This is a genomic window from Paraburkholderia sediminicola (assembly GCF_046026855.1).
GTDB lineage: Bacteria > Pseudomonadota > Gammaproteobacteria > Burkholderiales > Burkholderiaceae > Paraburkholderia > Paraburkholderia sediminicola_A.
The window spans coordinates 205,131-218,800 of record NZ_JAQQET010000010.1 but is presented as its reverse complement, the minus strand read 5'-3'; the positions used below and the strand labels follow the sequence as shown (position 1 = coordinate 218,800).

Genomic DNA, 13,670 nt, shown 5'->3' with positions numbered 1-13,670 from the left:
TTCATCCCAGTTCGCCGACATACTTTGTCAGAAGGGCCCAAGCCTGCCTGTCATACTTTGCCTGCCACGCCTTATAGAACCCGGATGTGGTCAGGGCTTTTCGAAAAAGGCTCATATCCACGGAATTCACGCTGATTTTCAAGTCCGTCAGTTTCTTCTGTAGAGCGACGTTCACATGTTCCGATTCGACCCGCTGGGTGAGCCCAGCGGCATTGAAGTTCCGGGAGACTATCTGCTGCATGTCTTTTGGCAAAGCCGCCCACGCATCATGTCCAGCGAGCAACCATGCTCCATCCCAGATATGGTTAGTCAACGATACATACTTCTGCACCTCAAAGAATTTTGCGGTATCGAAAACGACTAGCGGATTTTCCTGGCCGTCCACTAGTTGAGTCTGTAGCGCTGTGTACGTGTCACCGAGGTTGAGGTTTACCGGACCTGCGCCTAGTGCGTTGAACATTGAGGTGTAGATAGATCCGACAGGTACACGGATTTTGAATCCCTTCAGATCTCCGGGTTTTACTATCGGGTGCTTTGCGCTACTTATTTGCCGAAATCCGTTATCCCACACCGTTTCAAAGGGCTGTAAACCCGCCTTTTGAAACGCGCCGCGAATGTGATTGCCAAGGTCGCCGTCAATCGCTTTCCAGACAGTTGTATAGTTGTCGAAAGTGAATCCCATCCCATAGATAGATGCAACGGGGACGAATGTGCTGAGAATCAGACCTGCTGTCGTGAAGAACTCGATGCCACCGCTGCGCAGTTGCGAAAGCATCTGCGAGTCCCCACCGAGTTGGCTTGCGCCATAAACATCTATCTGCAGCGCACCATTTGTGTCTTTCAAAGTCTTGTCTGCCGCAATCTTCAAGTAGACGTGAACCGGATGGGTCAGCGGAAAGCCGTGGGCAAACCGATATCGGAAGTCCGGTGCTGCGCCTGCACGTGCCGGAAAGAAACCGAGGGTGGAAATGGCTGGTGCAGCGAACACAGCCTGTGCAAAGCGTCGACGGGAAATGTTCATGATGTGTCTCCAATCTATTTTTGTGGCAAGCCGCGTTGTCCGTTCTTGCGGTTGATATGCTTCGACCTTTGGCGCCGGCGCCTCGCGATGACCCGTTGCATCGACTTCAGGCCGGTTCAGTCCACAGCGCGACCGCGTCCCCGGGCCCGATTCATAGGTTCATAGGTCCGAGCTTCATTCTGAAGTGGGACGTTTAGAGACCCGCCCGACTTCTTCCACGCACGGCCGGGTTGACGACATTGAGAGGCCATTCACCACTAAGGACGCGGCGAACCTCGCCCGGAGCCCCACGTTGCAGCGCGATCATGGCATCCTCGCTGAACCACGCTGCATGCGGCGTGATCAAAACATTGTCGCGGTCGCGCAGTGGATGTTGTGGCGGAAGAGGCTCGGGATCGGTCGTATCGAGCGCACAACCGGCAATCTGACCCGTATCTAGCGCGGTCACAAGTGCCTCAGTTTCCACAAGTGGGCCTCGGCCACAATTGACAAGAATTGCTGAGCGCTTCATCTGGCCGAATGCTGACTTTCCGATAAGGTGCCGAGTATCTGCCGTCAGCGGTGCGTGCACTGAGACGAAGTCTGACTGCGCAAGCAGTTCGGGTAGGTCAACCTTGGTCGGGCCGACGCCACGATATCTGTCCGGAACAAACGGGTCTGAGAAGAGCACCCGCATTCCAAGTGCCTGAGCCGCGACAGCGACGTTGCGGGCGATGTTTCCGAAACCGACTAACCCCAACGTTTTGCCCGCAACGCGAGCAATGGGTTTGGCCGCTGGCACGTCCCACTCTCCCTCGCGCACCCGGCGATCGTAGAAAGTAATCTTTCGCGCTGCGCTCAGTAGCAGCGCGACGGTATGCTCTGCTACTTCGGAAATGCAGTAAGACGGATTGTTGGTGACGATAATTCCTGCCGCGGTAGCCGCATCGAGATCGATTGTATCGATACCGATGCCGTATCGAGCGATGATTTTGCACTTTGGCATTGCCTCCATCACTACGGCGGTGATAGGGCCGGCATATGTGTTGAGCAATGCATCGCAATCGGACAGATATGGCAGGAGCTCGTCAAAATTCTTGCTTTGCAATACCGTCAACTCGGCCAGATCGTCGAGAATCTCGTGTTCGATGCTGAGCGAGTCCCAGGCATAATCGGTTAGTACGACTTTAGCTGTTGACATGAGATCTCCTTGTTGTGATTTTGGCAAATTGTACGGATCACGTGGCCTCGCTGACTTTGACCTTGAAGATCTTCCAGGGACGCTCGACCTTGTCCTCTCCTCCAGAAAACATCGGAATCCGGTTGAGTTGCGTTGCAGGGAAGTAGAGGTATCCGTCTGGGCCGACTGATGGGGAAATAGGCCAGATAATTTGATCATCGCGTAGGATCGGCGTAATGCTGCCGTCAGGGCGCAGAACAGACATGCCGTTATTCTCTGCATCGGAAAGGTAGATGTTCCCTTGCATATCTCGACACATCCCGGCGATCCAGGGGCCGACCTCATAAGCGACGGAGATGTGACTTGCAATTTCGTCGTCAGAAAGCGTCGGATCCTTGAATGTGTCGACGTGAGTCTTGAATATCCGCGACCCGAACAGGCACATGAAGTACAGCGTGTTCGGATCGGTGCCGAACTCCAGCAGGTCGTTGTGGATATACATTGGCCGGCCGTCTCGAAGATGAATCCGTCGGCCTTCCATGGTTGGTACGTCATCGGGCAGGCATCGCATCAACGGATGCCCGACGAGGATGCGACGATAGCTGTTGTCGCGCAGATCGATAACGTAGAACGATCCTTCCTTAGACTCAGCCATAAACGCGTGGTCGCCTGAAAAGCGAATGTGGGCAAGGCGGGTGCCTGAATGCGCGTCCTTCGGATCGAAGACAATCACCCGTTTAACTTCATTCGTCTCGAGCGATATCTCGACGAGCTTCACCGCCCCTTCGATCGCAGTAGCGAAGAAGGGTGCTGCCGCGTCGAGAACCCACAAGCTTCCGCGATCGTCCGCGAAGATGCTATTGACGTCCACGAAAGAGCGAGTTGGATCTTTGTCAAGAGCCCATCCATTCCATTCATTGCCCGGAAATGGCTTCCAGGTTCCGTCCGGAAAAATCTCGACAACACCCGGCGTCGGGCCGAGCCAGCCGGGCATGCTCGCAAACAGCCTGCCGTTGGGCGCACAAACAGCTCCGTTCCACAAAAACTCGAATGATTCCGCAACCTGCTGCATCTCAATAGCCAAAGCCTTCTCCTCTGCTAATGCGTAAAAAATGCCGGATGTTCGGCGACATCGATGGTGTCGCCACGCGTTGGGTCGAGTATAAGCGTGAAAATAGTTTTTTCAAGAAAAAAAGATTTTAATGAGAAAAGTTGATTTTATGTTTGTTTCGGCCTATCATCGCCTGCATGAAACTGATCGAAACATCCAAGGCGAGCCTCACCCAAGCGACTTACGAGCGACTTCGGGACGAGGTGCTCTCGTGCCGGCTAACGCCCGGAGAACGCATCAACGCAAAAGAATTGGCCGACCTCCTCGAGGTCAATGTCGGTGCTGTTCGGGAAGCGCTCTCCCGGCTGACCTCGGAGGACCTGGTCGTTGCCGAGCCGCAGAAGGGTTTTCGCGTTGCCCCGATCTCGGCGGAAGATTTGCGCGACCTTACGGCTGTCCGGATTGAAATCGAGTCAATGTGTCTGCAGCGCGCGATCAGCCGAGGCGACGTGACGTGGGAGGCGGCGATCCTTTCGGCCTACCATCGCCTGTCCAAGGCGCATCAAGTCAGCGCGGCCGATTCGCTGCCGAACGACGAGAGGAACTGGGGTTACCTTCACTCGGAATTCCACGAGTCGCTGGTCGCCGCCTGCGACAGCCGATGGCTGCTGAGGCTGCGAGCGATGTTGTTCAGGCAGAACGCGCGCTATCGGAACCTGTCTGTATCGCTCACGGCTTCGGACCGTGATCTCGACGCTGAACATAAAGCGTTGATGGAGGCGATGCTCGCACGGGATGCAGGCAAGGCCGTGAAGCTGATGACTACGCATATTGAACTGACTACCGACGCAGTACTGCGTCATGTAGAAAGATCCGGCCTGTTTGAGGGACAGGCAAACCAGCCGGCGCGCTATGGCTTCAGTACGCGTAGAAGCCCGGCGTAATCGGGTATCTTCTAAATGAGCGACGTAGAGACGGGTGTTGTGCGGATGTTGGGTTCCGACGACGCAGGAATGAAACGTACGATTGCCGTAAGAGCGTACGTAGGTGCCACTGCCCAGATCGTTCAGGCTCGTGAACTACTATCGGCCCGGATCCTGATAGACAGTCCAACGATCATCGTGGTGCTTCGGGGACGCAAGCGCCTCCGATGGGGCGGCCAGGAGCGTGTCGTAGAATCCGGTTGCGCAATTGCGGTCGCAGAGCAACAAACATTTGACGTAGTCAATACGCCCTGTACCTCCACCGGTGTCTACGAAGCTCAATGGCTCGCGTGCGACGGCACCGTGACGGCTCAATATTCCGAAGGACCTGTCAAGGGGCAACGGATTGGGGACGTTCATGTGTTGAAGTCGGGCGGAACTTCCTTCCTGCAGGCGTTCGCCCATGCAAGGGAAGGCATCTTATACCCGGCAGAAGTTCCAACGGAAGTCGCCAAGGTCAGAATGACCGAGATGCTAACCTGGCTCGACCATGACGGCGCCTACTTTGGCCACAGCCAGCGGCCTTCTCTCGTGCGACAGGTACGACGCAGGATCGCAGACGATCTTTCCGCCATTTGGACCGCGCCTCGTATGGCAGATCTGCTAGGAGTGAGCGAAGCGACGCTGCGCCGCCGACTGTCCGACGAAGGCACGTCATTTCACGCTTTGCTAGTCGACGTTCGAATGTCTAGAGCCCTCACATTGCTACAGGTCACGGACCTGCCGGTGACGCAGATTGCGCTAGAGATTGGTTACAGCAGTCCATCACGGTTTACTGCACGCTTTCGCCAAAGATTCGGTTACGGTCCCAGCGATGTTCGACGTCCAGTGTGATGGGTATCCAGCGGAGTAATGCAGTATTGTTCGATCCCGATTCACGGGTGTGTTCAGGCCGGACACTCAGTCGGACGCACGGCATTTTCTGGACTATTTTCGTGCGGTTTCGCATCTGATCGAATTGGCACAGATGTTGATCGGGTCGGAGGCGCGTATCAATCACACCGCGTCCATACTGACCGTCTGATGGCGAAGCAAGGAACTCCAGATGCGAACGGCAGCGCGGCTTTTGATTCTCATCGGAGGAGTCTGGCAGACTGGAGAGATTGCGTGCGCAGACGAATCGGAGATTGATTGCATGCGTCCACGGGCTGACAGGCCAACTACAAGATGCTGATAGAAAGTTGTCTTGGGTTTACGCGAAGCGACATGCTGGTAGGCGCGAAAAGATTCCCGTTCTTGTTCTAAGGTAGTCTTGTTGCGGGAGGATTTGGAGCGATTCACTGAGTTGATTGCTGCGGGAAGCCGGGCTACGAAAGAACACGAGAAAGCAACCCGACAATATTAATCGATCGTTATCCATAAAATACGAATTTAGGATTACTAATTTTAAATACTTATGATGGGATTCTCTGGAGTGATTGCCGAATTGGTGGCCTCAACGCACTTTCTTTGCCTATGCTGACCACTGCTGATACCGAAATAACCGTTATGCAACTATTCATCTCGGGTGCTGTACTGGCAACGTTCTGCTTGATCTTATGGATTATTCACGACTTTCGAGCATGGAAATCGCTGGGCGAGGGAGGACTTCCGCATACAGCACGTGGGTGGGTTCGGATGACTCGCCTACGACTCGCAAAAAGTAAGTTGACGACGGTCGCTAGCCTTCTGGATCCGAGCAGGGGTGGCATCGATGACCACATTTACCTTGGCTCAATGATCCAACGAGCTGGGCCCAGGCCGAAAATTGCTCCACATCCCATTCCTCATCGCCAGTTGAGTCAGTTCATTGGTACCGAGATGTTGATTCGCCTGCAATCAGTATTCGATGATACGGTCGCTGCGCGCCCAGATGTCGTCCGTTATCAAAAGAGCTATTTTGAGAAACACAGCGATGCAGTCACCCTTTGCCACCCGCAATGCGGGCATGTCTACGCACTGGGTACGAAAGGCGAAGTCGGCCACATTCATCCGGGCGATGGGTCGATGCACATGATCATGAGTCCGAGCGACACGGTTACTGCCATCGAGCGAGGATGGGGCGAACTTCATTCGCTCGCGGGACGTTTGGATTTACCTATTACGTACATGTTTGTCTATGCGCCACGCGATGAGACTGAATTGCAGGCGGTCGAGCAGTTGCTCGACGCAGCGGTCGCTCACATGAGCGAGAGGCGCCGGTCCGAGGGGGCCGCGGTCGCGTCCGGTTAGCAACCATTGCTAAACAAGCCATGGTTGCCTGAACCAACAGTTCGGATGGTCTGCGAATACATCCTGTTCCGTTTTCTGCTGATCGGATAGAAAGTCTGATAGAAATTTCATGAGTTAAGGATACTTGCAGCCTACGCCTCCGTCCTCCATTTCAACCCGTTCTAGTTAATGCAAGGAGTAGTTCTGATGACGACCATTGCGATTGTTTTCTTTAGTGGTTACGGTCACACGACCAAGCAGGCCGAGGCCGTACAGGCAGGCGCTGCATCTGTCGGCGATGCCCGGTTGTACCAGATCGATAAAAACGGTGATCTGCCGGACGGTACATTCGATGAGATTGGTCGCGCCGACGCGATCATCTACGGCAGTCCGACCTATATGGGCGGTCCCGCCTGGCAGTTCAAAAAGTTTGCGGACGCCTCGTCAAAACCATGGTTCTCTTTGGCGTGGAAGGACAAGGTCGCAGCAGGCTTTACTAACTCGGCGTCGGTAAATGGCGACAAGTTCGTGACGATCGAATACTTCTGGACGCTTTCACAACAGCATGGCCAGGTATGGGTTGGTACTGGACTGCTTCCTGCCAATTCAAAGGCGAGCGGCCCGAGCGATGTTAACTGGACTGCAGGCTTTACGGGTGCCCTGGCGGTATCTCCGGCCGACGCATCACCGGATGAAGCGCCCCGATCGGGTGATCTGGAAACGGCGCGTCTGCTGGGCGAGCGTGTCGCGCAGCTTGCGGCCCGATTGAGCGATTGAGCAGGGGCACGGGATTAACAGGGTTGCTCGATAGCATGGCCTTCCGATTGACAGAAATCGGAAGGCCGGCTTGGCCGGTTAGCGGAACGGAGGCGCATTCGGAACACTGCGCAAAGAGAACTCAAGGATTCACAACCTGAACAGGACGATCTATGAGCAGCTCCAACCCCTCACCGGCAGTTTTCTGGCCTAAAAAGTACAGACCGGAAACTGCCCATATTTACGCTCGTAATGAAATTACCATTCCGGCCAAACCGGAAACTATCTGGGCATGGCTAATTCGGGCGGATCTTTGGCCAACCTGGTATCCGGACGCCGACAAAGTCAAATTCACAATGTGGCCGGGCCCGAACCTACGCATTGGCTCCAAGTTTCGCTGGAATACGTTTGGCTTAAGACTTACGTCGACTGTTCACGAATTCGAGGTTGCATCCAGACTTTCATGGGTCGGCAGAGGGTCGGGAATAAACGCATTCCATGGCTGGGTGTTGACACCGCTTCCCGACGGGACCACGAATGTAGTGACTGAAGAAACACAGATTGACTGGATGGCTCTCGTCGCCGGCAAGGAAATGCAAAAAGCTCTGTTTGACAAACACGAAATATGGCTAAAAGAACTCAGTAGGAAAGCCCAGTCTGGGCTACCGGAATGATGCTGCCAAGTTGTAAAGATGACCAAGAGGGATGCGATGCCCGCGCTTACGCGTTGCGGAATATTTTGTCGGCCGTTGTGCTGTGTCTTCGTCGGGTGCAGACAAACGAACAGAGAAGTATTCACCCATTAGATTCGGTAGCGTCAATCAATTAGGAGAATGTTGTGAAGCTAGCTAGATTTGGCGCCCCTGGCGCAGAGAAACCCGCTTTGGTAGACGCCGACGGCATGTTGCGCGACTTGTCCTCAGCTATAGCGGATATCAATCCGGCAGCGTTGTCGGACGCTAGCCTCGCGAAGATCGCCGCAATCGACGCCAAGGCGTTACCTGTTGTCAGCGGCCCTGTTCGTCTCGGCCCACCGGTGGCGCAAACCGGCAAGATTGTGTGTATTGGTCTGAATTACACCGACCATGCAAAGGAAACCGGGCTGTCGATTCCGGAAGAGCCAGTCGTGTTCCTCAAAGGATGCCGTCCCAGCGGTCCCAACGATGACATACGGCTACCTAAAGACGCACAGAAAGCCGATTGGGAGGTTGAGCTCGCCATCGTCATTGGCAAGCGCGCCCTCTACGTTGGGAAAGAGGATGCGCTCAGCTACGTCGCAGGCTACTGCACCTTCAATGATTTTACGGAACGCAGTTATCAGATGGAGCGGGGCGGTCAGTGGACAAAAGGAAAGAGCTTCCCAGGCTTTGCGCCGATAGGTCCGTGGCTAGTCACTCGCGACGAAGTGGCTGACCCCGGCTCGTTACATTTGTGGCTCGATGTGAATGGTAAGCGGCATCAGGACGGCAACACAAAGAATTTCATCTTCGATGTCCCCACGGTGATCAGCTACCTCTCCCAATTTATCGAACTTGAGCCGGGCGACATTATCGCTACGGGAACACCAGCAGGCGTTGGGTTGGGCCACAAGCCGGAGCCAGTGTTCGTCAAAGCAGGAGACGTTATTGAGCTCGGCATCGAAGGCTTGGGCGCGCAGCGTCAACAGATTCTTCCCTGGTCCAGCTAAGGCGTGGAAGCTCTTACCGGCGACTCGCCGCCGTTCGACCGGGGTTGGAACACGGGCGCCTGGCGCAATGGTTCTCTGGCGAAACTCGGCTTGACGTGCCCTCCGACCAGGCCGCAGGTGAAGCCCCACAGGGCTGGCACATACCTGCACTCAATCAGTCGTTCTTCACAGGAGAGGTGTCATGTCAATGACCGTAGCGGAGCAGTTTGTCGAAGTCCTTGTGGTAGCTGGCGTTAAGCGGGTGTATGGGATCGTCGGTGACAGCCTCAACGGCTTGACCGATGCGATCCGACGTCGTGAGGAAATTGACTGGATCCATGTACGGCACGAAGAGGCCGCTGCGTTCGCTGCCGGTGCCGAAGCGCATCTGACCGGTTCGCTCACTGTCTGCGCCGGCAGTTGCGGCCCAGGCAATCTGCATCTGATCAATGGCCTGTTCGATTGCCATCGTTCCGGGGTTCCAGTGTTGGCCATTGCCGCGCATATCCCGTCGCGCGAAATCGGCAGCGGCTATTTCCAGGAAACCCATCCGGAGTCGTTGTTCAAAGAGTGCAGCCACTATTGCGAGCTGATCTCGAGCGCCAACCAGATGCCGCGTACGCTCGAGATCGCGATCCGCGAGGCGACTGGCAAGCGCGGCGTGGCGGTGGTCGTGATTCCGGGAGACGTCGCGTTGCAACAAGCGGTGGATGCGCCACCTCCGTCGGCTGCGGGCCTGTTGCCGCCCAAGGCGGTTGTTACGCCGGCCGAAGGCGATCTCGGCCGGTTGGCCTCGATCCTCAACGAGCAGGGCCGCGTCACCATGTTGTGCGGGTCGGGCTGCGCGGGCGCACACGACGAAGTGATGGCGCTGGCCGGGCGGCTTAAAGCGCCGATCGTGCACGCGTTGCGCGGCAAGGAGCACGTCGAATGGGACAACCCGTACGACGTGGGCATGACTGGTTTGATCGGATTTTCATCGGGCTACTACGCGATGCTCGATTGTGACCTGCTGCTGATGCTGGGAACGGATTTTCCGTATAGCCAGTTCTATCCGCGTAAAACGGGCACCCGGATCGTCCAGATCGACATTCGCCCCGGCAATCTCGGGCGTCGAGTGCCACTCGATCTGGGCATCGTCGGCGACGTTAAGGCGACGCTCGCGGCGCTCATGCCGAAATTGCAGGAAAAAACTGACTCTGCGCATCTCACGCAGGCGCAGCAGCACTACCACAAGGCGCGCAAGGATCTCGACGCGCTGGCGCAGGCCGGTGCGAGGAAGTCACTGATCCATCCGCAGCAGGTTGCCAAAGCAATCAGCGACCGCGCGTCGGAAGACGCCGTGTTTACCTGCGACGTTGGCCTGCCGACGGTGTGGGGCGCCCGCTACCTCGCGATGAACGGCAAGCGTCGGCTAATGGGGTCGTTCTGGCACGGCTCGATGGCGAACGCCATGGCGCAGGCGATTGGCGCGCAGGCGGCCTTTCCCGAGCGCCAGGTCATCTCCATGTCGGGCGACGGCGGCTTCGCGATGCTGATGGGCGATTTCCTGAGCTTGGCCCAACTGGGTCTGCCGGTGAAGGTAGTGGTCTTCAACAACGGCGCGCTTGGCTTCATTGAACTCGAACAGAAATCCACGTCGTTCGTGCCGATCGGCACCGAGCTGAACAACCCGAACTTCGCTGCCATGGCCGAAGCCGTCGGAATCCGCGGCATCCGCCTTGAGAAGCCAGACGATGTCGAACCCGGCATTGCCATGGCTTTCGCCCACGACGGCCCGGTGCTGATCGACGCCGTTGTCAATCGGATGGAGCTGGCGATGCCTCCCGCGGTCAACCTCGAAATGGCGAAAGGGTTTTCGCTCTATATGGTCAAGGCGATCCTGAACGGGCAGGCGGACCAGGTGATCGATCTCGCACAAACCAACCTGTGGCGCTAGGGGGCGAGACTGGAAACTGAGTCATTACTGACGACGTTAAATCAGGCAAGTCAACCCGTTCCTGTTCTGTGTTTCCTATTCGGGGTTCACCCTCCTGTGATATCGCCAGCACAGTGATTTTCCTGCTTGGTCGACTGACCCATCGGGCGATAAATCGATGTTCGTTTTTGGCAACGCTGTCCAGGGTAGCCATGAGTTGGAAATGCGAAATGTGCAATCGCCCGAATCACAGCTCACCAGGTAAAGCTATCCGTAGTGGAGATAGCGGCCAGTCCGAAGACACGAACGATTGCTAACGTATTGCGTAATCCGAGGTTCATCATGCGGAAAAGTTGCGATGGTATTTCAGGTCTACGCCGTGGCTTGTTAGCTCTACCATTGATATCTTTGTTCTTCCCAATGACCCGCCAGTCAGAGGCGGCTGGATCAAAGACAGACGTTCCAGGTCGGGGCACTTCGATTGTCCCGCTCGGCAATATGCATTGGGCTACTCCACCGGGCTTTCCGACCCAGAGCTTCGAGACAGCCGACCTGTCTGGTTCCACGCATCTTTCAGGCTGCTATGTGCAGCTTGCGCGCTGGTATCCAGGCTACATGAGCTCTCCTCATTCGTATGTGACTACCCGGCATGCCGTAGTTCTGTCCGGTACATGGTGGGTTGCCGCGGGTGAGCAATTCCATCCCGAGAAGACCATTCCTGTTCATCCAGGTGAGTACGTTGAACGCCAGGCGCTGACGCCTCACTACGACGGCGTTCGTGCCGAGGCCACGGAGCCCGCGGTGATTGCCTTGTTTGGCTTAGGGCCAATCTCCCCTATATGGGTTGATCCCTCGCGGCCAGGCTGGCGGACGGTTGAACGGAGCCTTGGTTAGTGTGGACTCTTACCCTTTCTGATTCTTCTCTTGCGTTACGGCATAACGGGACTGCGTTTCGCAAAACGAGCTTAGCGGACCGTCGTGTTCGACACCTATGGTGATGACGTGGATGTCGAAATTGTACAAACGTGACCCAACGGCGGCAAAAGCATCAGAGCGCGTAAAACTGGCTTGTACGATGCAAGGAGCGGCTCAGAACTGGTGTAAGCAGAATCGGTATCAGCCACGAAGTTTCTCCATAACTCAGGCATTCACGTCTCACTCTCCATTGAAGGCATCTAGATCATGACTGACTCGTCATTCATGCCGCCCGCAGAAATCTGTGACTACCAGTTCGACGAACGCGTGCTGGTCAACGCCGGGGATCAAACGGGGGCATCCCGTGATACGACAACCAATTGTGACGGCAAACCGCAATAGATTGGTTGCAGTGTCCATCATTACATTCCACTCAAAGAGTCGAGCGATGAAATCCCATTTCCTGTCCGCGCCTGCATTTCCGTGCCGGGTTGTTTTCACCGCCGCTGTGACGGCACTCACCCTCACAGGATGCGCGAACTACGCCGGCATCAGGAGCGACAAGCAGATATTGTCATCGGCGCAGTACGAGTCGGCGCAGAGCCTGCCCGCTGGAGGAGGTCAATGGCCGTTGCTCAACTGGGCGAACCAGTTCGGTGACCCTCAACTGCCGAAGCTGATCGCCGAAGCGCTGGGCGGCAACCCGTCGATCGCTCAGGCGCAGGCGCGTCTTGCCAAAGCCTCGTCGTATATCGAAAGCACGCGTTCGGCACTGTATCCGAAAGTCGATGCCAGCTATTCGTGGAGTCGCGAGCTGTTCCCTGGCAATGCGCTGTATCCGCCTCCGTATGGTGGAAGCTGGTACAGCGAGAACAACGTGCTCGCGAGCGCGTCGTGGGATCTGGACCTGTGGGGCAAGAGCCGTCAGCGTCTGGGCCAGGCTGTGTCGCAGGAAAAGGCTGCTGAAGCCGACATGCAGCAGGCGCGCGTCACGCTCGCCGCATCGGTTGCGAGCACCTATAACCGCCTCGCGTTGCTGTACGCGCTACGCGATATCGCGCAGCGTGAAATCCGTAATCGAGAGGATATCGGCCGGATCACCAACGGCCGCGTTTCGGCTGGGCTCGACACGAACGTCGAGAAGCAGACCGCGATCGGCAACATCGCCACCACCCGGTCGAACCTCAGCGACCTCGACGGCCAGATCACTGTCGTGCGCTATCAGCTCGGCGCGTTGCTCGGCAAAGGCCCCGACCGCGGCCTGCAGATCGCCGAGCCGGTGTTGACCCCAGGCGCGATCGTCGCGCTGCCTGACAACCTGCCAGCCGACCTTGTATCGCGCCGCGCAGATATCGTCGCGGCGCGCTGGCAGATCGAAGCGGCGATGCACGACGTGAAAGAGGCGAAGGCTGAGTTCTTCCCGGACGTCAATCTGTCGGCCGGCTTCGGTTTCGATGCGTTCGGCTGGGGCCGCTTTCTGACCTCCGCGAGCCGCCAGGTGCAGTTCGGCCCAGCGCTGCATCTGCCGATCTTCGATGCTGGCGAGTTGCGCTCGCAGTTGAAGGGCCGCTACGCCGACTTCGACCTCGACGTCGCGAACTACAACCAGACGCTGATCAATGCGCTGTCCGATGCGGCGACGCAAGTGTCGTCGATCCGCTCGATCGACCGGCAGATGGGCGACGCGCAACGCGCGCTCGATGCATCGACGAAAGCATACGAACTAGCCGTCATCCGCTACAAGGCCGGCCTGTCGGAGCAGTTGCAGGTACTGACCGCCGATCAAAGCCGCCTTGTGGCCGAACAGGCGGTGATGAATCTCAAGATGACACGCCGTGACATGCAGGTCGGCCTCATCCAGGCGCTCGGTGGCGGTTTCGATGCGATGCAGGCCGGTCTCTCCGTGCCAGACGATGCACTTGCTGTCCCCGCTGCTGCGGTCGCTCATCATGCCGCGGCGAACTGAATCCGAAAGCCGATCCTGGTGAACTACACAGATTGAAAGATCACG

At 56.6% G+C, this 13,670-nt stretch carries 12 protein-coding genes; 9 read left to right on the top strand and 3 right to left on the bottom strand.

All coding sequences use genetic code 11. The features are described from left to right. Position 1 precedes the first annotated feature (1 nt). The 3 genes from PQR40_RS13815 to PQR40_RS13805 form a co-directional block, all read right to left on the bottom strand. A complete protein-coding gene (locus PQR40_RS13815; protein ID WP_408509195.1) occupies positions 2-1,021 on the bottom strand; it encodes a TRAP transporter substrate-binding protein in 1,020 nt (339 codons plus the stop codon). 193 nt (positions 1,022-1,214) lie between these two features. Then, complete coding sequence (locus PQR40_RS13810) at positions 1,215-2,201, bottom strand: C-terminal binding protein (protein ID WP_408241790.1); 987 nt, start codon at positions 2,199-2,201, stop codon at positions 1,215-1,217. 37 nt (positions 2,202-2,238) lie between these two features. Beyond that, a complete protein-coding gene (locus tag PQR40_RS13805) occupies positions 2,239-3,264 on the bottom strand; it encodes an L-dopachrome tautomerase-related protein (RefSeq protein WP_408241787.1) in 1,026 nt (341 codons plus the stop codon). 164 nt (positions 3,265-3,428) lie between these two features. Here PQR40_RS13805 and PQR40_RS13800 point away from each other — a divergent pair, with 164 nt between their 5' ends. From PQR40_RS13800 to PQR40_RS13760, 9 genes are all read left to right on the top strand, one after another. Then, positions 3,429-4,175, top strand: coding sequence for a GntR family transcriptional regulator (locus tag PQR40_RS13800; protein WP_408241784.1), 747 nt, complete (start codon positions 3,429-3,431; stop codon positions 4,173-4,175). 69 nt (positions 4,176-4,244) lie between these two features. Continuing rightward, positions 4,245-5,048, top strand: a complete 804-nt coding sequence (locus PQR40_RS13795; RefSeq protein ID WP_408340305.1) for a helix-turn-helix transcriptional regulator — start codon at positions 4,245-4,247, stop codon at positions 5,046-5,048. Positions 5,049-6,014: 966 nt separating this feature from the next. Further along, positions 6,015-6,425 (top strand): luciferase domain-containing protein, encoded by a 411-nt coding sequence (locus PQR40_RS13790; protein WP_408241778.1) that lies wholly within the window; start codon positions 6,015-6,017, stop codon positions 6,423-6,425. Between the two features lie 186 nt (positions 6,426-6,611). Beyond that, on the top strand, positions 6,612-7,181 hold the full coding sequence (locus PQR40_RS13785) for a flavodoxin family protein (protein WP_408241775.1): 570 nt from the start codon (positions 6,612-6,614) through the stop codon (positions 7,179-7,181). Positions 7,182-7,333: 152 nt separating this feature from the next. Further along, the gene (locus PQR40_RS13780) at positions 7,334-7,834 is read left to right on the top strand and encodes an SRPBCC family protein (protein ID WP_408241772.1); all 501 of its coding nucleotides are present in this window, start codon (positions 7,334-7,336) and stop codon (positions 7,832-7,834) included. A gap of 164 nt (positions 7,835-7,998) precedes the next feature. Then, on the top strand, positions 7,999-8,847 hold the full coding sequence (locus PQR40_RS13775) for a fumarylacetoacetate hydrolase family protein (RefSeq protein WP_408241769.1): 849 nt from the start codon (positions 7,999-8,001) through the stop codon (positions 8,845-8,847). 181 nt (positions 8,848-9,028) lie between these two features. Next, positions 9,029-10,765 carry a ubiquinone-dependent pyruvate dehydrogenase gene (poxB, locus tag PQR40_RS13770; RefSeq protein WP_408241766.1) on the top strand — a complete coding sequence of 579 codons (1,737 nt, stop codon included), beginning with the start codon at positions 9,029-9,031 and terminating at the stop codon, positions 10,763-10,765. 1,161 nt (positions 10,766-11,926) lie between these two features. Further along, complete coding sequence (locus PQR40_RS13765; protein ID WP_408241763.1) at positions 11,927-12,061, top strand: hypothetical protein; 135 nt, start codon at positions 11,927-11,929, stop codon at positions 12,059-12,061. Positions 12,062-12,107: 46 nt separating this feature from the next. Continuing rightward, complete coding sequence (locus tag PQR40_RS13760; protein WP_408509194.1) at positions 12,108-13,625, top strand: efflux transporter outer membrane subunit; 1,518 nt, start codon at positions 12,108-12,110, stop codon at positions 13,623-13,625. The last annotated feature ends 45 nt before the right edge of the window (positions 13,626-13,670 follow it).

What these genes read in the sequence shown, in the direction of transcription:
- PQR40_RS13785 (WP_408241775.1), top strand. Translation starts at nt 6,612, where the DNA reads ATGACGACCATTGCGATTGTTTTCTTTAGTGGTTACGGTCACACGACC.
- PQR40_RS13780 (WP_408241772.1), top strand. Translation starts at nt 7,334, where the DNA reads ATGAGCAGCTCCAACCCCTCACCGGCAGTTTTCTGGCCTAAAAAGTAC.
- PQR40_RS13790 (WP_408241778.1), top strand. Translation starts at nt 6,015, where the DNA reads ATGTTGATTCGCCTGCAATCAGTATTCGATGATACGGTCGCTGCGCGC.
- PQR40_RS13795 (WP_408340305.1), top strand. Translation starts at nt 4,245, where the DNA reads ATGAAACGTACGATTGCCGTAAGAGCGTACGTAGGTGCCACTGCCCAG.
- PQR40_RS13810 (WP_408241790.1), bottom strand. Translation starts at nt 2,201, where the DNA reads ATGTCAACAGCTAAAGTCGTACTAACCGATTATGCCTGGGACTCGCTC.
- PQR40_RS13760 (WP_408509194.1), top strand. Translation starts at nt 12,108, where the DNA reads ATGAAATCCCATTTCCTGTCCGCGCCTGCATTTCCGTGCCGGGTTGTT.
- PQR40_RS13800 (WP_408241784.1), top strand. Translation starts at nt 3,429, where the DNA reads ATGAAACTGATCGAAACATCCAAGGCGAGCCTCACCCAAGCGACTTAC.
- PQR40_RS13815 (WP_408509195.1), bottom strand. Translation starts at nt 1,021, where the DNA reads ATGAACATTTCCCGTCGACGCTTTGCACAGGCTGTGTTCGCTGCACCA.
- PQR40_RS13765 (WP_408241763.1), top strand. Translation starts at nt 11,927, where the DNA reads ATGACTGACTCGTCATTCATGCCGCCCGCAGAAATCTGTGACTACCAG.
- poxB (WP_408241766.1), top strand. Translation starts at nt 9,029, where the DNA reads ATGTCAATGACCGTAGCGGAGCAGTTTGTCGAAGTCCTTGTGGTAGCT.